This is a genomic window from Pedobacter frigiditerrae (assembly GCF_032678705.1).
GTDB lineage: Bacteria > Bacteroidota > Bacteroidia > Sphingobacteriales > Sphingobacteriaceae > Pedobacter > Pedobacter frigiditerrae_A.
In genome coordinates this window covers 322087-347218 of the sequence record NZ_JAVTSS010000001.1, presented here as the reverse complement: position 1 = coordinate 347218, position 25132 = coordinate 322087, and the positions used below count along the sequence as shown (strand labels likewise).

General features: G+C 34.2%; 20 protein-coding genes. 8 read left to right on the top strand and 12 right to left on the bottom strand.

Annotated elements, in window-relative coordinates; genetic code table 11:
* Positions 1 to 45: 45 nt before the first annotated feature.
* From R2Q59_RS01425 to R2Q59_RS01400, 6 genes are all read right to left on the bottom strand, one after another.
* On the bottom strand, positions 46 to 633 hold the full coding sequence (locus R2Q59_RS01425; protein ID WP_316783033.1) for a riboflavin synthase: 588 nt from the start codon (positions 631 to 633) through the stop codon (positions 46 to 48).
* A 179-nt stretch (positions 634 to 812) separates the two neighbouring features.
* Positions 813 to 2333, bottom strand: a complete 1521-nt coding sequence (gene accC, locus R2Q59_RS01420; RefSeq protein ID WP_316783031.1) for an acetyl-CoA carboxylase biotin carboxylase subunit — start codon at positions 2331 to 2333, stop codon at positions 813 to 815.
* A 1-nt stretch (position 2334) separates the two neighbouring features.
* On the bottom strand, positions 2335 to 3357 hold the full coding sequence (locus tag R2Q59_RS01415; protein ID WP_316783028.1) for a GntG family PLP-dependent aldolase: 1023 nt from the start codon (positions 3355 to 3357) through the stop codon (positions 2335 to 2337).
* Between the two features lie 51 nt (positions 3358 to 3408).
* Positions 3409 to 3555, bottom strand: coding sequence for a hypothetical protein (locus R2Q59_RS01410; RefSeq protein WP_316765236.1), 147 nt, complete (start codon positions 3553 to 3555; stop codon positions 3409 to 3411).
* The gene (locus tag R2Q59_RS01405; protein ID WP_316783025.1) at positions 3536 to 3796 is read right to left on the bottom strand and encodes a hypothetical protein; all 261 of its coding nucleotides are present in this window, start codon (positions 3794 to 3796) and stop codon (positions 3536 to 3538) included. The genes R2Q59_RS01410 and R2Q59_RS01405 overlap by 20 nt, the downstream gene beginning before the upstream one ends.
* Positions 3797 to 3860: 64 nt before the next feature.
* Entirely contained in the window at positions 3861 to 4997 is a 1137-nt protein-coding gene (locus R2Q59_RS01400; RefSeq protein WP_316783022.1) for an alpha/beta hydrolase-fold protein, read from the bottom strand.
* Between the two features lie 126 nt (positions 4998 to 5123).
* On the opposite strand from R2Q59_RS01400, the gene R2Q59_RS01395 reads away from it, so the two are divergent.
* From R2Q59_RS01395 to R2Q59_RS01375, 5 genes are all read left to right on the top strand, one after another.
* Positions 5124 to 6137 (top strand): LacI family DNA-binding transcriptional regulator, encoded by a 1014-nt coding sequence (locus R2Q59_RS01395; RefSeq protein ID WP_316765233.1) that lies wholly within the window; start codon positions 5124 to 5126, stop codon positions 6135 to 6137.
* Positions 6138 to 6581: 444 nt separating this feature from the next.
* Entirely contained in the window at positions 6582 to 9539 is a 2958-nt protein-coding gene (locus R2Q59_RS01390; RefSeq protein ID WP_316783018.1) for a SusC/RagA family TonB-linked outer membrane protein, read from the top strand.
* A 13-nt stretch (positions 9540 to 9552) separates the two neighbouring features.
* Positions 9553 to 11136, top strand: a complete 1584-nt coding sequence (locus tag R2Q59_RS01385) for a RagB/SusD family nutrient uptake outer membrane protein (RefSeq protein WP_316765231.1) — start codon at positions 9553 to 9555, stop codon at positions 11134 to 11136.
* 17 nt (positions 11137 to 11153) lie between these two features.
* The gene (locus R2Q59_RS01380; protein WP_316765230.1) at positions 11154 to 12161 is read left to right on the top strand and encodes a SusE domain-containing protein; all 1008 of its coding nucleotides are present in this window, start codon (positions 11154 to 11156) and stop codon (positions 12159 to 12161) included.
* Positions 12162 to 12442: 281 nt separating this feature from the next.
* Complete coding sequence (locus R2Q59_RS01375) at positions 12443 to 13294, top strand: N-acetylglucosamine kinase (RefSeq protein WP_316765229.1); 852 nt, start codon at positions 12443 to 12445, stop codon at positions 13292 to 13294.
* Between the two features lie 287 nt (positions 13295 to 13581).
* Here the strand turns inward: R2Q59_RS01375 and R2Q59_RS01370 are convergent, their stop codons facing one another.
* Together R2Q59_RS01370 and R2Q59_RS01365 are read right to left on the bottom strand one after the other, a co-directional pair.
* Complete coding sequence (locus R2Q59_RS01370) at positions 13582 to 14007, bottom strand: T9SS type A sorting domain-containing protein (RefSeq protein ID WP_316765228.1); 426 nt, start codon at positions 14005 to 14007, stop codon at positions 13582 to 13584.
* A 135-nt stretch (positions 14008 to 14142) separates the two neighbouring features.
* Positions 14143 to 14832: an NUDIX hydrolase gene (locus tag R2Q59_RS01365; RefSeq protein ID WP_131553114.1), complete on the bottom strand. Its 690-nt coding sequence runs from the start codon at positions 14830 to 14832 to the stop codon at positions 14143 to 14145.
* A 128-nt stretch (positions 14833 to 14960) separates the two neighbouring features.
* Between R2Q59_RS01365 and pfkA the strand changes: the two genes are divergently transcribed.
* The 3 genes from pfkA to gap are packed head-to-tail and all read left to right on the top strand — an operon-like array spanning position 14961 to position 17800.
* On the top strand, positions 14961 to 15947 hold the full coding sequence (gene pfkA / locus R2Q59_RS01360) for a 6-phosphofructokinase (protein WP_316783015.1): 987 nt from the start codon (positions 14961 to 14963) through the stop codon (positions 15945 to 15947).
* A 6-nt stretch (positions 15948 to 15953) separates the two neighbouring features.
* Entirely contained in the window at positions 15954 to 16796 is an 843-nt protein-coding gene (locus R2Q59_RS01355; RefSeq protein ID WP_316783012.1) for a hypothetical protein, read from the top strand.
* A 5-nt stretch (positions 16797 to 16801) separates the two neighbouring features.
* On the top strand, positions 16802 to 17800 hold the full coding sequence (gene gap, locus R2Q59_RS01350) for a type I glyceraldehyde-3-phosphate dehydrogenase (protein WP_316783008.1): 999 nt from the start codon (positions 16802 to 16804) through the stop codon (positions 17798 to 17800).
* Between the two features lie 745 nt (positions 17801 to 18545).
* Here the strand turns inward: gap and R2Q59_RS01345 are convergent.
* From R2Q59_RS01345 to R2Q59_RS01330, 4 genes are all read right to left on the bottom strand, one after another.
* On the bottom strand, positions 18546 to 19244 hold the full coding sequence (locus tag R2Q59_RS01345) for a response regulator transcription factor (RefSeq protein ID WP_316783005.1): 699 nt from the start codon (positions 19242 to 19244) through the stop codon (positions 18546 to 18548).
* Positions 19241 to 20878, bottom strand: coding sequence for a HAMP domain-containing sensor histidine kinase (locus tag R2Q59_RS01340; protein ID WP_316783003.1), 1638 nt, complete (start codon positions 20876 to 20878; stop codon positions 19241 to 19243). The genes R2Q59_RS01345 and R2Q59_RS01340 overlap by 4 nt, the downstream gene beginning before the upstream one ends.
* A complete protein-coding gene (locus tag R2Q59_RS01335) occupies positions 20879 to 22360 on the bottom strand; it encodes a TlpA family protein disulfide reductase (RefSeq protein ID WP_316783000.1) in 1482 nt (493 codons plus the stop codon).
* 202 nt (positions 22361 to 22562) lie between these two features.
* The gene (locus R2Q59_RS01330; protein ID WP_316782998.1) at positions 22563 to 24917 is read right to left on the bottom strand and encodes a PAS domain S-box protein; all 2355 of its coding nucleotides are present in this window, start codon (positions 24915 to 24917) and stop codon (positions 22563 to 22565) included.
* Positions 24918 to 25132 lie beyond the last annotated feature (215 nt).

Genomic DNA, 25132 nt, shown 5'->3' with positions numbered 1-25132 from the left:
TGTTTTTCAAAAAACCTTCTCAACTCTTTTCTCTAAACTCCCAACTCATTTATTTCCCATTAACCTAGCCACATATTTACCGATAATATCAAATTCCAAATTAACAACATCTCCAACTTTAACTTCGTGCAAGTTTGTATGTTCAAACGTGTAAGGAATAATAAAAACCGAGAACTCATCTTTTTGAGAATTAACTACAGTTAGGCTAATTCCGTTAACACAAATCGAACCCTTTTCTACGGTTACATTTCCTAAAGTGGCATCATATTTAAATCGATATTCCCAACTTCCATCTAACTCATTAACCAAAATACATTTGGCAGTTTGGTCAACATGACCTTGTACAATGTGGCCATCTAAACGAGCATTCATCTGCATACAACGCTCTAAATTTACCTTGCTACCTACTTTTAAATTACCAAGACTAGTTTTATTAAGCGTTTCTTCAATTGCTGTAACGGTATGAGCGTTATCACTTAACGAAACAACGGTTAAACAAACGCCATTATGTGCAACACTTTGGTCTATTTTTAATTCTGCACAAATAGCAGAATTAACCGTAAAATGGATGTTAGTCCCTTCTTTTACAATGTTTTTTACTTCGCCAAGCGTTTCTATTATTCCTGTAAACATTACTATATTTCTATTTAAACTGTGGTTAGTTTATGTTTAATTATTTGGGCGTTTTAACACGCTTTCCGCTAAATCTTTTTGGCTATCCTTCGACTACGCTACCGATATAAAATCGGCACACGTCAGGATGACCGCCAAAAAGGATACCGCTTCAATCGTTAACGCATTCCTAGCAAGTCCTAAATATATTTCTTTCTATTTTTTTTCCAATTACTAACCGCCTCTGTATTTTGGACAACATTAGTAATTTTTGTTTTCTCTTTTTGCAACAATAAAACTGCCGTTATTGCAGCTAACATTGCTTCCTCTTCATTGTCATTTTTTAAACTATCGGCATTAAAATATTTGCCTACAAAATGAGTATCAAACTTGCCTGAAGTAAAGGCTTCATGTTGCATTACAAATTTACCAAAGCTTAATGTGGTTTGTATGCCCGTAATGTCATATTCATCAATTGCCCTAATCATTCGTTCGATTGCCTCTTCCCTATTTGCACCAAAGGTGATGAGTTTTGCAATCATCGGGTCGTAATAAATTGGAATATCCATTCCTTCTTCAAAGCCATCATCAACCCTTACGCCGTTACCTTTTGGAGTACGATAAGTTTGTAAAGTGCCTATATCTGGCAAGAAGTTATTTAATGGGTCTTCTGCATAAACCCTCAATTCCATAGCGTGACCACTGATTTTCAAATCTTCTTGTTTAAAACTTAAGGCTTCGCCCCTTGCTATTTTGATTTGTTCCTTTACTAAATCTAGTCCTGTTATCATTTCTGTAACCGGATGTTCTACTTGTAAGCGAGTGTTCATTTCTAAGAAGAAAAAATCTAGGTTTTCATCTAAAATAAACTCCACTGTACCAGCGCCAACATAATTTACTGAGCGAGCAACATCAACAGCGCATTTGCCCATTGCTTGTCTAATTTCTTCAGTTAAAACGGATGATGGAGCTTCTTCTACTACTTTTTGGTGTCTTCTTTGAATAGAACATTCACGTTCAAACAAATGCACAATGTTACCGTGAGTATCGCCTAAAACTTGTATTTCTATATGCCTTGGTGAAGTAACATATCTTTCTATAAAAACAGAACCATCGCCAAATGCTGAAGTGGCTTCGCTAACTGCCAAATGCATTTGCTCTTCAAAATCGGTTGCTTTTTCTACAATTCGCATACCCTTACCACCCCCACCTGCTGCAGCTTTTATTAAAATTGGAAAACCGACTTCTACTGCCCTTTCTTTTGCTTCATTGATATCGGTAATGGCTTCTTCAGTTCCAGGAACCATAGGGATATTATATTTTAGAGCCGCAGCTTTAGCAGATAATTTATTGCCCATTATTTCCATCGCTTCTGGCGTTGGACCAATTAAAATAAGTCCTGCCGCTGCGACCTCTCTTGCAAAACCAGCATTTTCAGATAAAAACCCATAGCCAGGGTGTATTGCTTCCGCTCCAGTTAGTTTACAAGCTTTAATAATTTTTGAACCAACTAAATAAGATTGATTTGATGGCGCTGGACCAATGCAAATTGCTTCATCCGCATAACGCACATGCAACGAGTTTCTATCAGCCTCTGAAAAAACAGCTACTGTTTTAATGCCCATTTCTTTTGCAGAACGCATGATACGCAAGGCGATTTCTCCCCGATTGGCAATTAATATTTTTGAGATTTGAGATGTGAGATTTGAGATGTGAGACATATTAGAAGGCAAGATTTTTAATTACTTGAATAGTTTGGTCAATCATTTCTTCGCTAACATCTAAATGCGTTACAAATCTTATGGTTTTATTAGAAGTGGAATTACATAAAACTCCTTTTTCTTCAAATGCTTTAACAACTTGATCGACATTTAAGCTAGGTTTGACATCAAAAAGAACAATGTTGGTTTCTACAGGCATCACATAACTTACAAATTCAGCTTTTTCTAATTCATTCGCTAAAGCTTTTGCATTTTTATGGTCATCTGCTAAGCGATTAACATGATTGTCTAAAGCATAAATTCCTGCAGCAGCCAAAAAACCTGCTTGTCTCATTCCGCCGCCTAAAACTTTTCTAATCTTGGTTGCTTTTTTTATAGTTGCTTTATCACTTAAAAATACCGAGCCAACTGGCGCACCTAATCCTTTAGAAAGGCAAACTGAAATGCCGTCAAACTGTTTTCCATAATCAAAAGCTTTATCGCCCGTGGCAACCAATGCATTAAAAATTCTTGCACCATCTAGGTGAAGTTTGATTCCTTTTGTTGCACACAATTTGGCAATGGGTTCTATTTGAGAAAGTTGATAGCATTTACCACCACCTTTGTTAACCGTGTTCTCCAAAACAACCAAGCTAGAATTCGGATAGTGGATATTATCAGCATTAATTTCTGGTTCAATCATCTCTGGCGTTAAAATCCCTCTCTCTCCATTTAACAAACGAACAGATGCCATTGAATTATAGGCAATCCCACCACCTTCATAACGGTAAACGTGGGCAGTTTGGTCGCAAATAACTTCATCCATTGGTTGCGTAAAGCACTTTATTGCTATTTGATTACTCATTGTACCAGAGGGACAAAACAAAGCAGCCTCCATATCAAACATCTTGGCAAGCTTTTCTTCCAAAGCATTTACCGTTGGGTCTTCTCCGAAAACATCGTCTCCAACTTTTGCACTCATCATTGCATCAAGCATTCCCGCTGTTGGCTTGGTAACTGTATCGCTCCTAAAATCTATTTTCATTATATGTTGTATTTCTCAATTCTATACTAAGGAAAAATAGCTAAACTATTTTTATGAGTTCTTTGTGTTTATCTTTTTCAAAGTGTTTCCTTCTGATAAAGTTTCTTTTGCGTTTAATGCTGTTACAACTTTTTTACCAGTTTTTGCTTCTAACTCTTTCATCGCGACTTTTGCCACATTACCACCTTGAGGCAACATCAGTAGTCCGCATTTTACCATCCTTAGCAACCATTTTTAACTGTCCGATTTTTTCGGACAGTTCGCTACCTTCTTTTTGCAATTTAGCTTTAAGGTCGCTCCAGTACTTTCTTGGTCTTTCACTATTTGTCAACACTTCAATAACATCTACAATAGATATAAACCATTTCTCCTCCTCAGCATTCCAAAGAGTTCTTACCTTTTTATCTTCAAATAATTGAATAGCAATTTGCTGTTTCATTTTATGTTTAGGTTGGAATATATATCTTGAATCAATCGCTATACGCAAGACTCGTTACGCTATACTAATTAGCAATAAATTTATAAAAATCTGTGAACTCTCTATTCCAAAACCATTCTTTATGTTCGCCGTCTGCTTTTTCTATCAATTTAATGTTTTTGTTTTCCCCATTGGGATTTAAGATTTGATAAACTGCATTCATATCCCTTATCATCGCCTTGCCTTCTAAAGTTCCGGCTACAAAATATATCTTACTGTCTTTTAAGTTTGGCAAAGCATTTTTCAAATCTTCCTCAATCGGCTCTGCCAACCAAAATGCTGGGGAAAACACACCCGCTTTTCCAAAAACTTTTGGATAAGTAGCTAAGGCATACATTGAAATCAATCCACCCATTGAACTCCCAGCGATTGATGTATTATTTACATCTTTTAATGTTTTGTAATTTTTATCTATAAAGGGTTTCAAATTATTCACTAAAAAATTAACATAAGCTTTGCCCTTCCCTTTCCCATATTGACTATCATAAGGATTATATTCTTTTAATCTTTCTGGACCTCCATGGTCAATTCCAACCACAATAAATTCCTTTCCACGGTCTGCGCTTATTTTATCCATTATTTCATCAATATGCCATTCTCCATATCCGCCAGTAAATTCATCAAACAAATTCTGACCGTCATGCATATATATTACTGGATATTTTTTCTTCGATTGAGCATAAGATGGAGGTAAATAAACCCATACTCTCCTGGTGGTGCCTAGTTGTGGCATTGGGAAAACGCTATCCAATAATTTTACATTAACGGATGAAGTATGATTAGGAAGTTGTTTTTTAAATTCATCAGACCAGTTTAGTACCGTTACTTTTACAGTTGTATCATTTTGGAGTTTCAGAGACCTGTTTCCAACCGCATTTCCCTTTGCTGCAGATTCTACCTTGGTCCAATTGCCTCTCGTAATCTTGTATTCATATCGCCCTGCTGGGAATTGTTTTTCAAGAAAGTAATTTCCTTCAGCTTTCTTTAAAAATTTAAAGTCTGCATCATTAGGCTTCCAATTATTAAAACTACCTGCCAAAAAATACTCTGGAATGGAATCTTTACTTTTTGGAATATTCTGCAATTCAAATTTGATTTTGACCTGAGCAACCGAGGCCACAAACGCAAACAGAAGTACTAAAAATAGGCTGAAACGTTTCATTAATTTTTAAGAATTATAGATTTTGAGGTAATTTTCAAATCATTTAACAAATAAATAGAAATATTTACTTTTTTTATCATTTATATTTACAAACGAAATCAGAAGCCAAAAACTTGCGTCTCTAGAATGGATAATGTGAACATCAAAAAATTAGCTCAAGCCTTAAACCTATCTACATCTACAGTTTCTAGAGCATTTAGAGATAACAGCGATATTAGTAAAGAAACAAAGGAAAGAATTTTGGCAATGGCTAAGGAGATGAATTATCAGCCTAATCATTATGCCAGCAATTTAAGAGAGCAGAAAAGTAAAACTATCGCTGTTATTGTACCTGAGTTAGGCAACAATTATTTTTCACTAGCCATTCAGGGAATAGAAAAAGTGGCAAGCGCAAAAGGTTATCATATTTTGGTTTACGCCACCAATGACCAGTTTGAAAAAGAGGTATCATTTATAAAACACTTACACAATGGCAGGGCCGATGGAATTATCATGTCGGTATCTGGTGAGGCTAACGACCATAATTATTTGAATGAGCTGTCAAAAAGAAGATTACCTTTGGTATTTTTTGATAGGGTTTATGAAGATATTGTAACGCCCAGAGTAATTACAAATGATTATGACAGTAGCTTTTCGGCCACCAAACATCTCATACAACAAGGATGTAAACGAATTGCCTACTTGGCAGTTAATAAAACCCTTTCTATTGGTAAAACCCGTATGCAAGGTTATATAGATGCATTAAAGAAATTTAAAATTCCTTTTAAGGATGAATTAATTATAGATTGTACCAACAATTACAAAGAAAATATAGAGTTACTGAAACAGGCATTTACCAATTTAAAACCTGATGGAGTTTTCACTTCAGTAGAACGATTGGCTTTTGCAACTTATTATGCTTGTTATGATATTAAACTCTCTATTCCAGATGATTTAAAAGTAATTGGTTTTTCTAGTTTGGCAATTGCACCTTTATTAAATCCTGCTTTAAGTACCATTACTCAACCTGCAGCAGAACTGGGAAAAACAGCTGCAGAATTGCTCTTCAAAATGCTCGAAAATCCAAATGAGGTAAGCTTAAAAAGTGAAGTGATTTTGAACTCAAAATTATACCCAAGGGAGTCTACTTCTAAGGTCTAAAATCGCCAATTATTTAACTCATTTTTTTGATCTAAAAACAGGCTCATTTTTTTCAAAAATTTTCTACATTTCTCCAAAATACGCCGAATTTCGACTCAAGTGTTTAAACAACTTTTCAATTTACCTCCGTTTTTTCGGGAACGTTCCCGAAAACGTTCCCGAAAAACACCATAAAAATAGCTTAGTGTAAAAAATACACCTTTTTATTGAAAATTTATTCATAACTATTTAATTATCAATTATTTAATTCTTAATTAATTAAAATATGGATTTTAAAAATCCGCTTAATATTTCGGATTTCAAGTGTTTTTCTGACCTAAAATATGGTGTTCAAAAAAAAATTGATATAAAATTTTGATTTTTAATATGCTATCATAAATTTACAATAGTGTATAATACACTTATTTATAACCAAATATTTCACCTTTAAAACGGGCTTTTTCTATGAAAGTATTTTACCCAATTAAGCTTTGTATGTTGATGATTTTTGCACTCTGCACATTGACAACTTATGCGCAAACCGGAAGCATTTCTGGTAAGATTATCGACGAAACAAATTTGCCAATTCCTGGTGCTTCTGTTCAAGTTGTCGGAACTCAAAAAATAACATCAACAGACAATGATGGTAACTACAGAATCACTGGCTTAACTAGTGGAACCTATACTTTAACGGTTAAGTATATTGGCTATGCAACCCAAACATTAACTGCTACAGTTGGCAATGGCAATTCAGTCTTAAACTTCAACATGAAGACCGATTCTCAAAACCTAAATGAAGTTGTAGTTATTGGTTATGGTACAGCAGAAAAGAAAAGTTTAACAGGTTCTATTACAACCGTTAATTCAAAAGATTTTCAAAAAGGAACCATTACTACTCCAGAGCAATTAATTCAAGGTAAAGTTGCTGGTGTAAACATTGTTAACAACGGTGGTAGACCAGGAGGCGGTAGTGTAATCCGTATTCGTGGTGGTGCTTCGTTAAACGCAAGCAACGATCCTTTAATTGTGGTAGATGGTATTCCTTTTAGTGGTAATAGCATTGGAAACGCTCCAAGCCCACTTTCTTTAATCAATCCTAATGACATTGAGACCTTTACAGTATTAAAAGATGCTAATGCTACAGCGATTTATGGATCTAGGGCCTCAAATGGTGTTATTTTAATTACTACTAAAAAAGGTGGTTCTGGCGCCCCAGTATTCAATTTTAGCACAAATAACTCTATAGCTACTGTTATAAAAAACGTAGAGGTACTTTCGGCACCTCAAATTAGAGCTTATGTAAATGCTAACGGAACAACTGCACAAAAAGCACTACTAGGTGGAGCAAATACAAACTGGCAAGATGAAATTTTCCAAAAAGCATTTTCTACTGATAACGCATTGAGTATGTCAGGTTCATTTAAAAATGTTCCTTATCGTGTTTCTGGTGGTTACTTAGAACAACAAGGTCTTTTAATTACGGATAAATTAGAACGTGCTACTGGAGCTTTAACTCTTGCACCAACTTTCTTCTCTAATCATTTAAAGGTTAATTTAAACTTAAAAGGCTCATTATCTGAATCGCACTTCGCAAATGATGGAGCAATAGCAAGTGCAATACAATTTGATCCAACTCAGCCTGTTTATGCAAATAATGCTTTTGGTGGATACTACGAATGGATCCAAGGTTCAGTACCAAATCCAAATGCACCAAGAAACCCAGTTGCTTTAATTAGACAGCAAGATAATAATGGTAAAGCTGCAAGAAGCTTCGGAAATCTTCAATTGGATTATTCATTCCACTTCCTACCAGAATTACACGCTAACTTAAATTTAGCTTATGATGTAAACAAGGGATACGGCTACACAAGAGTTGCTAGCATAGCGGCCCAAAGTGCTTCAACTAGTGGTTTTTATGGCAATAGACTAAACACCGAAAGAAATAAAATTTCTGAATTTTATTTAAATTATGCTCATACTGCAACTAGTATTAAAAGCAGATTCGATGCAACCGTAGGTTATGGTTATTATGATAATTCAACTACAGATTATAATTTCCAGACGTTTAAAGGAACTGGAGAGGTTTTAAATACACCAGTTTTCCCATTCTCAATTAACCAGAACAAATTACTTTCTTACTATGGAAGGTTTGTTTACACGTTAGCCGATAAATATATTTTATCTGCAACAATGAGAGCTGATGCTTCTTCTAAATTCGCAGAAGAAAATCGTTGGGGTTATTTCCCTTCTGCTGGTTTTACTTGGAGAATAATTTCTGAAGACTTTATGAAAGACAGCAAAACTTTCTCTGATTTAAAATTAAGATTAAGTTATGGTGAAACAGGTAATAAAGATGGAATTGGCAATTATGAATACTTATCTAAATACTATGCAAATAGTAATACAGGACAATATCAAATTGGTAATACGTTTTATAACTACTACAGCCCTGCCGCATATGATCCAGATTTGAAATGGGAAAGTACGACTACCTATAACGCTGGTTTAGATTATGGTTTTGCAAAAGGCAGAATATACGGAAGTATTGATGCTTACTATAAAAAAACCAAGGACCTATTAAGTACAATTAACATCCCAGTAGGAACAAACTTTAGCAACTTGTTAACTACAAACGTAGGAAACATGGAAGTTAGAGGTATTGAAGGAAGCATTAATTTTACAGCTATAAAAAGTGAAAACACGAATTGGGATTTTGGATTTAACGTTGCATACAACAAAAGAAAAGTAACGAACTTAACTTTAAACCCAGATCCAGGTTCGAAAGTTGGTGCAGGTGACATAACAGGCGGTACAGGAACTACACTTAAATATAATTCTGTAAACCAAATTCCAGGTTCATTCTTTGTTTACAAACAGGTTTACAATGCAAGTGGTGCTCCTTTAGAGGGAGTTTACGCAGACTTAAATGCTGATGGAGTGATCAATACCAGTGATCAATATTTCTACAAATCACCTGATCCAAACTTCACTTTTGGTTTTAACACTGCCTTCAGCTACAAAAAATGGACAATTAGCACTGTTTTAAGAGCTAACTTAGGAAACTACATCTACGATAACGTATCTTCTAACTTTGGTATCAAAACAAATGTTCTAAGTCCGAGTGGAATAGTTAACAATACTAACAGTGATTTCTTAAATACCAATTTCCAGTCTAATCAGTTTTTGAGCGATTATTACGTTAAAAACGCTTCTTTTTTGAAAATGGATAATCTAGGTGTTGCTTATAATGTTGGCCGACTATCTAAAACCGGTAAAACTAATATGCGTATTTCGGCAAACTGTCAGAACGTATTTGTCGTAACTAACTATGACGGCTTAGATCCAGAATTATCTTCTGGTATTGACTATAACTTATACCCAAGACCAAGAACATATACTTTAGGTTTAAATGTTGGTTTTTAATAAAAATATAAAAATGAAAAATTCATTTAAAACATTATTGGCAACTAGCATATTGCTAGTGTCATTAAATTCATGTAAAAAGGGCGATTTAAATCTAACCCCAACCAACGATGTAACGTCAGAAACGGTTTATGCTACGCCTGCTGGTTACAAACAAGGATTGGTAAAACTGTATGCTACTTATGCACTAACTAGTTCTCAAGGATCCGATGCAAGTGATATTGGAGGTATTAATTCAGGTTTTGCAGATTTTTTAAGATTATTTTGGACATCTCAAGAGTTAACTACTGATGAGGCAATTTGTGCTTGGGGCGACATAGGTATTCCTGAGTTAGATTATTCTACTTGGGCTGCAGATAACGTTTTCTTAAGAGGGCTTTACTCTAGAAGCATTCTTCAAATCACTGTTTGTAATGAGTTTTTAAGAGAAAGTACACCAGAAAAGCTAGCTGCAAGAGGCATTGCTGGTACTGATGCTACTGATATTCAAAAATATCGTGCTGAAGCTCGTTTCTTACGTGCTTATCAATATTGGGTATTATTAGATGGCTTTGGCAACCCTCCTTTCGTTACAGAGGCTGATGAAATTGGAAAAGTATCTCCAAAACAAATTACAAGAGCTGCATTATTCGCTTATGTAGAATCGGAGTTAAAAGCAATTGAAGCTTCACTACCTGCGCCTCGTACAAATGAATATGGTCGTGCTGACCAAGGTGCTGACTGGGCTCTATTAGCTAGACTATATTTAAATGCTCAAGTTTATACTGGAACAGCGAAATATACAGAAGCTATTACTTATGCTAGCAAAGTTATTGGTGCTGGTTATCAATTAAAAGCCAATTACAAAGATTTATTCTTGGCAGATAACAATGTAAACAATTTAGAAACCATCTTAAGCATCAACTACGATGGTTCAAGAGGAACAAATTATGGAGGTACAACTTTCTTAATAAACGCTGCTATCAATGGCGATATGAATCCTTCTTCTTACGGTGTGCCAAATGGTGGATGGGGAGGAAATAGAACTCGTCAGAATTTGCCTGCCTTATTCCCCGATCCAAATGGTACAGCAGATAAACGTGGTATTTTCTTCGGTACCAAAAACAATGTAGAAGATATCGGCGTATTTACTGATGGCTTACGAGTTACTAAATTCAAAAACATAACTTCAACTGGCGCAACACCGAGTTCTTTAAATGGAACTTTCAGCTCACTTGACTTTCCACTATTTCGTTTAGCTGAGCAGTATTTAATATATGGAGAAGCAGTAATGCGTGGTGGCTCTGGTGGCACAACTGCACAAGCACTTATCTATGTAAACAATTTACGCCAACGTGCTTATGGTAACGCAACCGGAAATGTTGCTTCCTTAACTACTGATTTCTTTTTAGATGAACGCGGAAGAGAGTTGTACTGGGAAGGTCATCGTCGTACAGATTTAGTTCGTTTTAACAAATTTACTGAAGCTAGTTATTTATGGCCTTTTAAAGGCGGAGTTAAAGCAGGTACAGGTTTACCAGCTTTCAGAAACCTTTACCCTATTCCAACTGCAGATTTAATTGCGAATCCGAATCTGAAACAAAACACAGGTTATTAATCTTTATTATTTAAGATATGAAATCAATAATTTTAAAATCTTTAGCATTTAGCTTTATCGCTTTATCGCTATGGTCTTGTAAAAAAGACGAAACTCAATCTGTTGCGAATGCTGGTACTGGTGGCTCACTGAAGTCATCTGCAACATCGGTTGTTTTAGATAAAACCATGTTGGCTAATACTGTTATCACTTTTAGTTTAACAAACGCAAATTTCGGCTATCAAGCTGCAGTTACTAACGTGCTACAATTAGCGGTAAAGGGCAGTAACTTTGCTAACGCTAAAGAAGCAATTTTACCTGCAAATGCGACTACAAAAGCATACAATGGTTTAGACTTTAACAACTTACTTTTGTCGCTTAATTTACCTACAACCGCTAATTCAGATGTTGAAATCAGAATTAAATCTACTATTTCAAATAACCTTGCCCCTGTTTACAGTAATGTAGTTAGTTTAAGCGCTAAACCTTTTCCTCTTACTGCTTGGATTTATGTACCAGGAAATTACCAAGGTTGGAACCCTGCAACTGCAGATAGTTTGGTTTCACTGAGTGGAAACGGTGTTTATACAGGCGTGATAGCATTTGACGGTAGCAATTTTAAAATCACTCCAGCAAAGAAATGGGACATCGCCTATGGTGTTGCTGGTGCTGGTAAAATTAGCACATCTGGTGGAGATATTAGTTCATTAACACCTGGTGCAAAACAACTTGATGTAGATTTAAATAACTTGACATATACTTTAACCCCCTTAGTTTGGGGCATAATTGGTAATGCAATACCAGGTAGCAATTGGTCTGTTGATACAGATATGAAATACATCAATGATGGCAAAGGAACTTGGAAAGTAACTGTAGCCCTTACAGCTGGTGAATTCAAATTTAGAAAAAACCATGATTGGGGAACTAACTATGGTGGTAATGCTGCAGGAGCTTTAACTGGTGATAACATCGCAGTAACTACAGCCGGAAATTATACCATTACTTTAGATATCCCTAACAATAAATACACGTTAGTTAAGAACTAAATTTCTGAAAAATTCGAAAAGCCCCTAAAAAATTTTTAGGGGCTTTCTATTTTATTGAAAATTTTACACTAATGAAAAAACCAATCAAATTTTTAGTCTAATTCTTAGGCTAATAGTGTATAAAGTACACTTTATGTTAAAACCGTTATTTCAACGCTTAATCAAAACATATACATAAACTTAACATTAAGAAAATAAAAACTATATTTTAATTTTTTATTTGAAAAAAGCCACATATATTGGTAGACTTTTTACTTATTACATAACTTAACAAACCAAAAATGATAGTTATTGCAGATGGTGGATCAACAAAAACAAACTGGTGCTTGATCAACGAAGCAGGGAGAAAAATCCATTTTAATACTGAAGGGTATAACCCCTATTTTGTAGACAGCGATTACATTGAGAGCTCATTAAAAACAGCCTTACCAGATCACCTTGAGCCGGAAAAATTAACTGAAGTTTATTATTATGGTGCTGGTTGCTCTACCGATGCCAAAAGAAAAATTGTAGAAGATGGAATGCAAAAGATTTTTGTGAATGCAGAAATCAAGATTGGCCATGACTTATTAGCTTCATGCAGAGCTTTACTGGGAGATAATGAAGGTTTTGCCGCTATTTTAGGAACAGGCACAAACTCTTGTTTGTATGACGGCAAAGACATTTCTTTAAACATCGATTCATTAGGTTATTTCCTTGGTGATGAAGGTAGCGGAAGTTATATCGGAAAAAGAATTTTAGCCGATTACATGAAGGGTTACATGCCAAAGGGATTAAGAGAGAGTTTCTATGATAATTATGCATTAACTAACGAAGATATTTTCGATCATATTTATAACAAACCCTTACCTAATCGTTTTTGTGCCAGTTTCAGTAAGTTCATTTACGATTTTAAGGAAAATTACGAAGATTATACACACTCAGTTGTAGATTATGCATTTACAGCATTTTTCGAAAACTTGGTAATTCATTATCCTAATTATAAAAACTACGAATTAAACTGTGTGGGTTCCGTTGGTTATAGCTTCAGAGACATATTAAGTTTGGTTGCCGATAGATATGAAATGGGGGTTGGTAAAATCATCCGCTCACCTATAGATGATTTAGTTGACTACCATTTGAGCAAGAGATAAATATTACAATCTTTTCGAAGCCTCAATCATCATTTGATTGGGGCTTTTGTTTATTACCTTGACGTAGCTAAGTTTTTAACACTGGTCGAACTCCAGACCTGTTTTGAAATCTGTATGCAACCCCAAATAGCAGCACTGGCTATTAATTCTAAACTGGATTGAAGTGATATCCTTTTGAGTTCTTCACGAAAAAGATTCCTGCCTGCCGGTAGGCAAGTAACGGAAAGCCAGACTAACATTGATAGATACAGTCTCATTGCTTTACCCTAAAAGATAAGATAGGTTTATTATTGAACAATAATTTTTCTGCTGTAAGTTTTATTATCAACCTGCAACAATAGAATATACATACCAGAGGTGATGTTATTTTTAGCAAGTACCCAATAAAACTCTTGCTTACCAGCAGCTTGTTCTTGTTTTACCAAAATAGCTAATTGTTTACCTGTTAAATCAATAACTTTTAGTGTAACATTCGCTTTTGCAGTTAAAGTATAAGCAATTGTAGTTTCGGTAAGAGCTGGATTTGGATAGTTAAAGAAATTAGTAGCTTGTTTAGCATTTAAACCTGCCCAATCTTTACCAGAAGAGATTAAATTAGCTTTACTAGATTTAGCAGAATTTAACAAAGAAATATCACCCCAATGTGCCTGAACAGATATGTTCATCACAATTAGCCCGACAAAAATCAATGTTAATTTGTAGAGTTTCTGCATATATAAGGTTGATAGTGTAAATATAACACTCCAAACCAAAATCCAATAAAGAATTTTAAATTATTTTTATCCTTATATATTTTTTACTAAAAAATTACGTTGCTAAAGCAATTGAATTGCTACAAGACACCACGCTTAAAAGGAAATCTCCTTACCAAATAGTTTAGCATATTTTCTTCTGTCGAACTTATATAAAGTTGCAGCCCTAAACGAAACACCTTTTTGTTTTTCATTCAGTTCTTTAAGCACACCGAAACTCAATATTTTCTTTCTGAAATTTCTTTTATCTAATTTTTTACCTAAGATAAGCTCATAAACATTTTGCACCTGAGTTAAAGTAAATTTCTCCGGTAAAAGCTCAAATGCTATTGGCAAATGCTTAATTCTACGTTTGATTTTCTCTAAGCCTTTATCAAAGATATGCTGATGATCAAAACCTAACTTAGGAAGTTCCTTCACATTGATCCATTGTGCTTTTTTAGCATATGATGTAAGTGGTTTTAAGGCTTTATCGCCACCCAACCTTAGCATCGCATAATAAGCAACAGTAATTACCCTACCTTGTGGATGTCGATTTACCTCACCAAAAGTGTAATATTGCTCCATATAAATATCACTCAAGCCAGTAAGTTCATGCAGAATCCGAGAGGCTGATTGTTCAACGCTTTCATCCTCCCCTATCAGGTTACCAGGCAAAGCCCACCAATCTTTAAAGGGTTCTTCGTTTCTTTCTATGAGTAGAATTTTGAGTTCTCCACCATCAAAACCAAATAATACGCAATCAATTGAAACCGCGGAATTAAACACAGGTAATACTTCTTTCAAGACAAAATCGTTTTTATATTTTATAATATTAGAACAAAATAAATACACTTGTTCATTTAATCCATAAAAATAATGAAAAAAAATTACTTAGTGTAAAAAATACACACTATATTCGTATAATATAAATAATGGAACCAAATATTAGAAATATTGCAGTACTAACATCTGGTGGCGATGCCCCTGGTATGAATGCCTGCATAAGAGCTGTAATTCGCACAGGCATTTATCACGGAAGGAATATGTTCGGGGTAATGCAAGGTTATCAAGGCCTAATTGACAATAACATCCAAGCCATGGATTCTCGCTCAGTGAGCAATATCTTACACATGGGTGGTACCATCTTAAAAACCGCAAGGTGTTTAGCTTTTAAAGAAGAAGCAGGTATGGAAATTGCCTATAAGAACTTAAAAGATAAAGAGATAGATGCTTTAATAGTAATTGGAGGCGACGGGACCTTTACCGGTGCAAAACGTTTTGGTGAAAAATTTGGCATTAACGTAATTGGCATACCAGGAACCATAGATAACGATCTGTATGGTTCGGATTTTACCTTAGGTTACGATACTGCCGTTAATACAATTATAGAAGCAATAGATAAAATTAGAGATACTGCCGATTCTCATGACAGGTTATTCTTCATTGAAGTAATGGGTAGAGACTCTGGTTGCTTGGCATTAAGAACAGCAATTGCAAGTGGAGCTGAAGCTGTGCTTTTGCCAGAAAAAGAAACTTCTTTAAAGGAACTGATTACAAAACTAAGATCTGGAGCAGACGGCAAAAAATCTTCGAGTATTGTAATTGTTTCTGAAGGAAATAAGTATGGTGGAGCTTACGATATTGCCAAGAGTGTAAAAAGGAAATTTACACATTACGACACCAAAGTTACGATATTAGGTCACCTGCAAAGGGGTGGTAGCCCAAGTGGATTTGACAGGATATTAGGAAGTAGATTAGGTTATGCTGCCGTAAATGAAATAATTAAAGGCGAAACCATGCAAATGGTAGGGCTTCGTGGTAACGACATTAGATCAACAAGTCTTGAAGAAGCATTGCATGCGCATAACTATAAGTTAGAAGACGATTTATTGGAAATGACACATGTTTTATCAATATAAATAAGGATGATAGCAGTTGTATATAGCGGATCAAAAAGTGCTTTCTGGAAAATTTCCAATGAAGGAAAGACGATTGCTGAATGTACAATTCCAGGAATAAATCCTCGTTTTAATGACCAAAAGCACATTCTTTATTTATTAAACAAAAATATTGTTTTAATTAACCATGCTGAAAAAATAAAGAAAATATTTGTCTTTGCGGCCGGAGCTTCTTCTAACGTTGCCCAAGCATCTTTAGCCGAAACTTTAGGCAAGTTTTTCAAAAATGCTAAAATCAAAGTTGAGGATGATATTTATGGCGCCTCAATAGCAGCATGCTATAACCAGAAAGGCATAGTAGGCATATTAGGAAGCGGAGCTAACTGTGCTTATTTTGATGGAAAAAAACCTGAAAAGAATAATTTTGGATTAGGCTACATACTAGGCGATGAAGGCTCTGCCAATTATTTGGGTAAAATCTTATTGAAAAGCTACCTCGAAGAAAAAGTTCCTCAAGATCTGAGAAAACAATTTGAAGAAAAGTATAACGTAGACAGGGCTATTATACTCGAAAAAATCTACAGGAAACCTAATGCTCAAAATTACCTTTGTTCCTTTTTAGATTTTTATATAGAAAATAGAACAAACAAATACATAGAACAACTGATAGACCTGGCTTTTGAAAAATACTTTAACACCTATCTAATACCAACAACACATGAGCATCCAAATGAAGAAGTTCATTTTGTGGGTTTAGTTGCGGGAACATTTCAAGACAGGTTGCGATTAGTTGCAAAAAAACACGACATCAACATTATTACAATAACAAAAGAACCAATATACAATTTACTTAATTATTACTCAAATTAATAAAAATGACTAAAGTAGGAATAAATGGATTTGGCCGTATCGGCAGATTAGTTTTTAGAGCTGCCTTAAAGAGAGGCTTAGACATTGTTGCAATCAATGATTTAATTGAGCCAGATTACATGGCTTATATGTTAAAATACGATACAACTCATGGTGGTTTTGACGGAACAATTGAAGTTAAAGACGGACAATTAGTTGTGAATGGGAAAACCATTCGCATTACTGCAGAGAGAGATCCTGCAAACTTAAAATGGAATGAAGTTGGTGTAGATATCGTTATCGAATCTACAGGCTTATTCTTAACTCGTGCAGATGCAGAAAAACACATCGCTGCTGGTGCTAAAAAAGTAGTATTCTCTGCTCCTGCTAAGGATGCTGATATCCCTACTTATGTAATGGGTGTTAATCATGATAAATTAACTGCCGACCAAACTATTGTATCTAACGCATCTTGTACTACAAATTGCTTGGCTCCGATTGCTAAGGTTTTAAATGACAACTTTGGTATAGTTGAAGGATTAATGAGTACTATTCACGCTGTAACTGCAACTCAAAAAACTGTTGATAGCCCATCTGCAAAAGATTGGAGAGGTGGGCGTGGTGGCTTTTCAAACATCATCCCTTCATCAACTGGCGCTGCTAAAGCTGTAGGTATGGTTTTACCTGAATTAAAAGGTAAATTAACAGGTATGTCATTCCGTGTTCCAGTGGCCGATGTTTCTGTAGTTGACTTAACTGCACGTTTAGAAAAACCTGCTACTTATCAACAAATTAAAGATGCAATGAAAGCTGCATCTGAAGGTTATTTAAAAGGTGTTCTTGGTTACACAGAAGATGAAGTTGTTTCATCTGACTTTATTGGTAATGACCATGCTTCTATTTTTGATGCAGGCGCAGGAATTTCATTAAATGATAATTTCGTTAAAGTTGTTTCTTGGTACGACAATGAGTGGGGCTATTCTTCGGCTCTTGCTAAATTTGTTGAGTACTACGGAACTTTATAAGATAAAATTCCTTTACGTAGATTAATACGAATGGTAACACCGAAAAAGGTGTTGCCATTTTTTTTTAAATAACCAATCTAAAACTGCAATTTTTTATACCTAAACATCCCAAAACACAAAGAGTTGCCTTACCTAAACCACGTATTTACAAATTTTGCATAAATAACACACAATTAACACCACTATTTTAGCTTTTCATGATAAATAATATAAAATGATTAACATTAAGTCTAATAAGACTTATAATTTCTATTTTTTATGGTTTTTTAGCACCTCTCATAAGGCCATTTTCAAGGCTACAAAACATTGATTTAACATAAATTTAACGTTCACTAATAAATAATTAAAAAAAATAAAACTACTTTTGCATTCAAAATGTTAGTAAAATGATGTTTTTAGGCACTTTTGTCATCTGAATAACACAAACAAAAAATAAATAAAATTTTTCTTAGTGTACTTTGTACACTATAATAAAATTATTTCTATATTTGTATCATCATTAGTTGTTAAAGCAAAAACACTAAAGATTTGAAAAGAAAAAAGTCCGATTATATCGGAATAAAAAATAACCCGTTCATACAGGTTTATATTTGGTTAGAAAAGGAGATTAGTCTGGATGGATAATCTCCTTTCTTTTTTATAGGCCATCTACAAGCTGTCTTTCCCTCTGATAATTATTAAAATTGATGAAGAAAAAAGAAAACAGGGAAAAGTGAACATAGATCAACAGATCATTTAGAAAACCTTAACAAATCAACTTATAGCCAAAGCCCCTTTGATTAATGATCTGAATTGATGGGTCATGCTTTAAATATCGTCTTAGTTTAGTGATAAACACATCTAAGCTTCTTGAACTAAAAAAATCATCATCTCCCCAAACTTGTAGTAGGAATTCTTTCCTTGCCAGCAATCTATTTCTATTTTGATAAAGTGTTTTTAAGACCTCGCTTTCTCTACCTGTTAATTGCTTTATTATACCATGATATACTAAAACCCCTCTCATTATGTCGTAAGTATATTTCCCAATATCAACCACACCTAAGTTTTTATCACTTTGCACGTTCTCTAACAGGCGGTTTTGGTTGAGTAATACTTTTATACGAATGATTAGCTCTTCCATATCAAAGGGCTTTTTAAGATAGTCATTACCACCCGCCATGTAACCATTTAACACATCTTGAGGCATTGTTCTTGCGGTTAAAAACAGGATAGGCGTATGCTTATTCTCCAACCTAATCTTCTCTGCAATCATTAAACCATTAATAGATGGCAGCATTACATCAAGCACCAGAAAATCTGGCTTTTCAGAGATATAAGTGGCATACGCCAAGCTCCCATCTGTAATGTATATTACCTCGAAACCCCTAAATTCCAGACCGTCCTTAATTATTAGCCCTAACGCTACTTCATCTTCTATCAATAGTATTTTGGGTGCTCGTTTCATTGTGGTAAATCAATTGAAAAGATTGAACCATTATCATCTGACTTTATAAGTTTAATTTCACCCTTATGTTTTTCTAGTATATTCCTTACATAGCTTAACCCTAGCCCATGACCTTTTACACTATGATCGTTTATACTAGGCACTCTAAAAAATTTTTCAAAAATATTTACCTGATAAATTTCAGGTATACCTTTTCCATTATCGCTAATATTAATTTTAAGACTATTTATACCTCCAACACATTCGATTTTGACCTTTACATCCTCCCTTCCATATTTAATAGCATTGTCTAATAAATTAATAAAAACGTTATAAAGATGCGTTTTATCAGCTAAAATTTCTTCTCTAGCTTGATAATTCAATTCAATATTAACTTTCTTTTTTGAGTGTAATTCCTGAATATTTATCACCTCAGTTAACATTTCTCTTAGATTAAATTTAACAACATGAAGACTAAAGTCACTTTGTTCGTAAATTGAAATATTTAAAATGTTATCAATCATCGCAGACAAACGCTGCATCTCCTTGGCGGCAGTATTTAAATACAAATCTGTTTTTTCTTTACTTTTCAGCACATCGAAATGTTGCATGCCTTGAATTGCTGCCAATGCAGTAGTAACTGGTGTCTTTAACTCGTGAGAAACATTACCTATAAAATCGTCTTTAATTTCTGAGAGTTTCTTCTGTTTTAAGATGGTGTAAAACATATAAGCTAGACATATTCCTATTAATAATAACAACAAAAAAGAACCAATTACACTAACCAACATTTGGCTAATTATATCAGATGGGCTTACTTCAACTGCAAGAATGATAAATGGTACTCCAAAATGTAATGTATTGGCAATATCATTGAGTATTGGCTTTACAACATACATCTTGTGGTTAGCTAAAGTTAATTTTTGAGCATATACGTTCAAGGAATCGAGTTGTTCGTTAAGCCGATGATAACGATTATCGCTTACCATCTCTACCACATCAGTCGCTTCTCCTTGAAGAACCTTATTAACCGTCGACTTTTTATTATAAATTTCATTAATTCCCTTTTGATAAACGAGCTGTGTAGAAATGTGATAATTCAACCTTTCAAATCTCTTTTTAACTATTTTACTTAAGACGGCGGTATCTTCATGTAAATAAAAACAACGCATCAAACTATCCTGAAGTTTATATTCCCAACTATCTGTCTCGTAATTAACTATACCAACAAAAGTCGAATAAACACCATCTAATACGTCCAAATTACCTTTATCGATCCGATCTAACAGTAGTGGATAAGGATTTCTTTGAACTTTATTCAATTCTTTTCTTGAAACCTTAAAAGTTGTCCAAGAAGCATTGGGAAATCTTTTGGTCCTATAACCTAATTGTACATACTGACTATCAGGCATCTTCCAATGAACCTGAGTTTCGATGTCATTTGGATTAATCGCCTTTATCAATAAGCCTCTCACTTGTTCAGCAACTAGTTCACGATGTTCGATTATAGCTTCATCTAATACCGTTTTTGCATCATTTGTTATTTTTTCCTTACTCAATTGATAACTATTCTTTAGCCAGATTATCTGGAAAATAATTACCGCTAAAGTTGCCAAAACACTTAGTGCAATGAGAAATCTTAATCTGAGTTTCATCTATTTATTTAATAATGCGGCAATTTCTTTAGCTTTTTGACTTACGGTACTCAAGGTTGTTTGCGACATCTTACTTATTACAACACCTTTATTATTCACCAAGAAATGAGATGGATAACTATGAAATTCAAATACATTGTTTACGATATTAACTTCGTCCTTAGACAAATTAATAAAATCGCCATTAATCTTAAATTTTTTCTTAATCGCCAACATACTCTCCTCAGTAGTGAAAGCAGAAAGGAATAAGAACTTGATCGGATTCTCTGCTAAGGCATTAATTAGATTCGGATAAATTGGCAGTTCACTCATACAAGGCCCACACCAATCACCCCAAAAATCGATGTATAAACTAACGCCTTTGTATTGCGAAAATATATTAATCAACCTTTCCTTTAAAATTGGCTTAACCTTCTGTGCTTTTAAACGAGCCACAATATCAAACTCATTAGAAGCTTTGTGCAAAGGAGCTTGCGTTGCTTTTATGTATTGCTTTAGGAATGGGTTATTTATAACCTCATTAAAACGAGCCAAATAAGGCATTGGATCTGACCCTGACCCCGCCTTATTCAAAAAAGACCCTAAATATTGCAGCTCTCTAGCAATTCCTGTTGCAAATTTGTCAATTTCATCAAGGCAAATGCTTACTGTATTCTTTCCGCTCTTGCTTTTAATTACATCATACATTGGGTTAATATTTATCATTATCTGTTGCGCCCCAACTAAGCTATTTAAAAACGCATAATAGGATGAACTATTTAGCGCATTCTCATTGTTAATTGGTATCGTACTAATCAATTTCATCAACTGCTTTTGTGTAATTTCTTTATTATACTTCCCTGCAAATGGAAAGAACAAAATACTTTGACCTGCTTCATATTGGAATCGACTACGTTGCCAATTGATAAATTTTTGATCCATAATTTGATTGTTCTTCACAAAAAGACTTAAAAATGCTAATTGTTCATCTAGCATTACAACCACGCTTGCTGCAAAAGCGCTATCCGTCTGCAACTTATTGCCCATATCAATTTTGGACTTAAAAGAATGCTTATTATATGCTGTTTGAAATTTAAAATTAAGATTATTTAGACCTGCCAATTCTCCTTTAGCTACAAAGGCATTTTCGTTATCTGTTTGTTCTTTTACTTTCGAATCATAAATTTCTAATTGTAAAATGCTGTTTGCTTTGGCATAAACATTAATAAACGCATCCTTATAATTTAATTGAACATCCCCTTCATAAGGTTGATAAAGTTTGATCCAAAAATCTCCATTATCTTCAATCTGAATGGCTTGACTAGTTGATTTGCCAAACAAATTATAAGTAGAAAAACTAAGGAAATGATCTTTCTGACCAGGGTTATAGCCAATTACTTTTCCTTTAATTTCAATACTATCCTTTTCATTAAAAAAGGGAGTTTGCGCATTTGCAGAGTGAAATGCAATAAACACAGTGACAAACCATACGATTTTCTTCATATTTTTTAGTTTTATTTCAACGAAACTAGTCATCAAAATTAAACGAGAAAAACGCATTAAGAAACGTTAACATTGCCCTCTGTATAAAAGGCCACAGAGTTGCTTGAAGCGCATATTTAAGTTAAAACATAAAAATTTTCTTGAAATAATAAATATTCCATTCATAGGAATAAATCCAAACTGCCTCAGTTTATCAAATCAGCTATTTAAAATAAATCTTAAATGTCGTTCCCTTATTTAAAGCACTTTCTACTTCTATTTTCCCGCCCATTGCCTCTACTTGGTTCTTTGAAATGAACAATCCAAAGCCTCTTGCATCAGCATTGCCATTAAAGGTTTGATAGATCCCAAATAACTTATCACCATACTTTTCTAAATCGATGCCAATTCCATTGTCTGAAACCCTTAAAACATCTTGTCCATCTTCTTTAAAACAAGCGATAGAAATAACAGGTTTTCTATCTGGGTGACTATAACGCAAGGCGTTAGATAGCAAATTGAGTAAAATACTCTCCAAGTATGCACGGTTGTAATTGACAACGATATCACCATCTACCTTGTTTAAAATGGTAGCTTTTTTTGATAAAATCTGTGTTTTTTGAACAGCTAAAGTTCCTTGTACATAGTCACTTAAATATAATGGTTCAATATCAATATCTATACTGGTTTGAATATTTACGATATTGTTTAAGTTAAAAAGGGTTTCGTTCAAATTACCCGCAACCTTTTTCAACAACTGTATCATTTCATTCCTATCATCTTCTGTTTGGGCACTTTCTATTAATGTTGAAATACCTTGTATATTACCAGCATGTGAGCGCAAATTATGAGAAACAATATAAGAGAAGTTCAACAGCCTTTTATTTTGCTCAGTTACCAAATTAAAAGACTTATTTAATGCTTCTTCAGCCTCTTTTTTATTGGTAATATCTATCATGATGCCCCTTAACTTATAAGATTGTCCTTCCTCTCTTATAACAGTAACAATATCCCTAATCCAAACTATAGAACCATCCTTGGCAAACATCCTATACTCTGCATCATGTTGACTATCGTTTGGCAACATCATTTCTAGATAGGAAACCATACCTTCTTTATCTTCTGGGTATAAATGGTCCAACCAAAAATTAGGGCTACTCATCCATTGTTTAACCGAATAACCCAGTATATCTTTTACCTTTTCGCTTACAAAAGTACATTGGTGCGTGCTAAAATTACCTTCCCAAACAATCCCATCAATCGTATTAATCAAAGACTCAATTCTTCTTTGAGAATCTATCAATATCTGTTCCTCTAACTTTCGTTTAGTTACATCCTCAATAATAACAATATGATTGGTAGGCACTTCACCTTCATCCCACAAAGGAGTAATGGTTACACTCCCCCAAATTACAGTTCCGTCTTTACCCAAATATCTACTTTCCTTATTAAACTGCCTTAATTCGCCTTTTAACAATTTCTTAAATGAAATTCGCTCTTCACCCAAGTCATCTAAATAGATCAATGATTTTATTTTTTTACTCAACAACTCATTTTCCTTATAACCCAAAAAATCACACAGATATTGGTTTACCTCCAAAATTTCACCTGTTGTAGAATTTACCCTAGCTATACCAATAGCCGCATGATCAAAAATATTCTTAAACTTACTCTCCGTATCTATTAATTGCGATGCTTGAGCATGAACTACTGTTTGCAACTGAACCTGCTTCCTTAAAAGTCGAGTTAGTAAATAACTTGACAAACCTGTTAAACTTAAGCCAAATAAGATGGCGCTAATAATTTGCCATAATGTACCATAAGGATCTATATTAATCACATAGATCTTCCAATCTCCTTCAGGAAAAACAATGGCTTTTGATTGCTGGTGTTTAAGGTCATATTTCATTGGAAGAAAAAATTCTTCCTTATTTGTTATGGGATTAACCTTTGAAAGCTGAAAACGGTAGTTCTCATATTTGTTATTATCTAACCCAGCTTGTTTCAACAGTGTATCTAACTTTACTACAATAGCAGAAAAACCCCAAAACTTATTATTTATAAACAATGGCAATCTACCAATTACACCTACACCACCTTGCGTAAGTTTAACCGGCCCTTGGTAGTACATCTTTTTGGTAATGATTGCCTTCTTGGCTTCATAAATGGTTCTTGGAGGACTTTTATACAAGTTTAAGTTTAATGCAGGTTCGTTCCCTTTTAGTGGATAAATGTATTTGATTATTCCATCGGGTACTAATTGTACCGCTTGTAAGTCTGGATTTGATTTAATTAACTGACTGGCTACTTGCTCAAAGTTATTTGGCTTACCATCATTATCTAACGTAAGTGCTAACGTTAAAGCAATATTGTAACCATTTTTTAAAGATTGTTCTATGTTACCTTCAACAGATGCCAAGATATTTGAAATCTCTCGTTCTTTGTTCTCTTGAAATATTTGGTATCGCTGACTAACAATTAAAGAAATAAGACTTAACAAAAACCAGAAGAAAATAAACCCTGTTGTTTTGGGCCTAGACAAAAACCAGACAGATAACCTATTGGACTTTTTTGCCATGGCTAATTAAACTGATTGATTAAAATGACCCCCATTGACTTAGATTGAGATTGTTATGTGATAAATATAGTAAAATTGATTAATAAGATGTCGCAACATAAATGTTTTAAAATAATAGCATCACTTATTTCAAAATAAAGCCCTAAGCACTAATCTATTTGGTTATTAGCTTATTTGTATTAATTTTGATAGCTACATCATAACTTTTGCTTTAC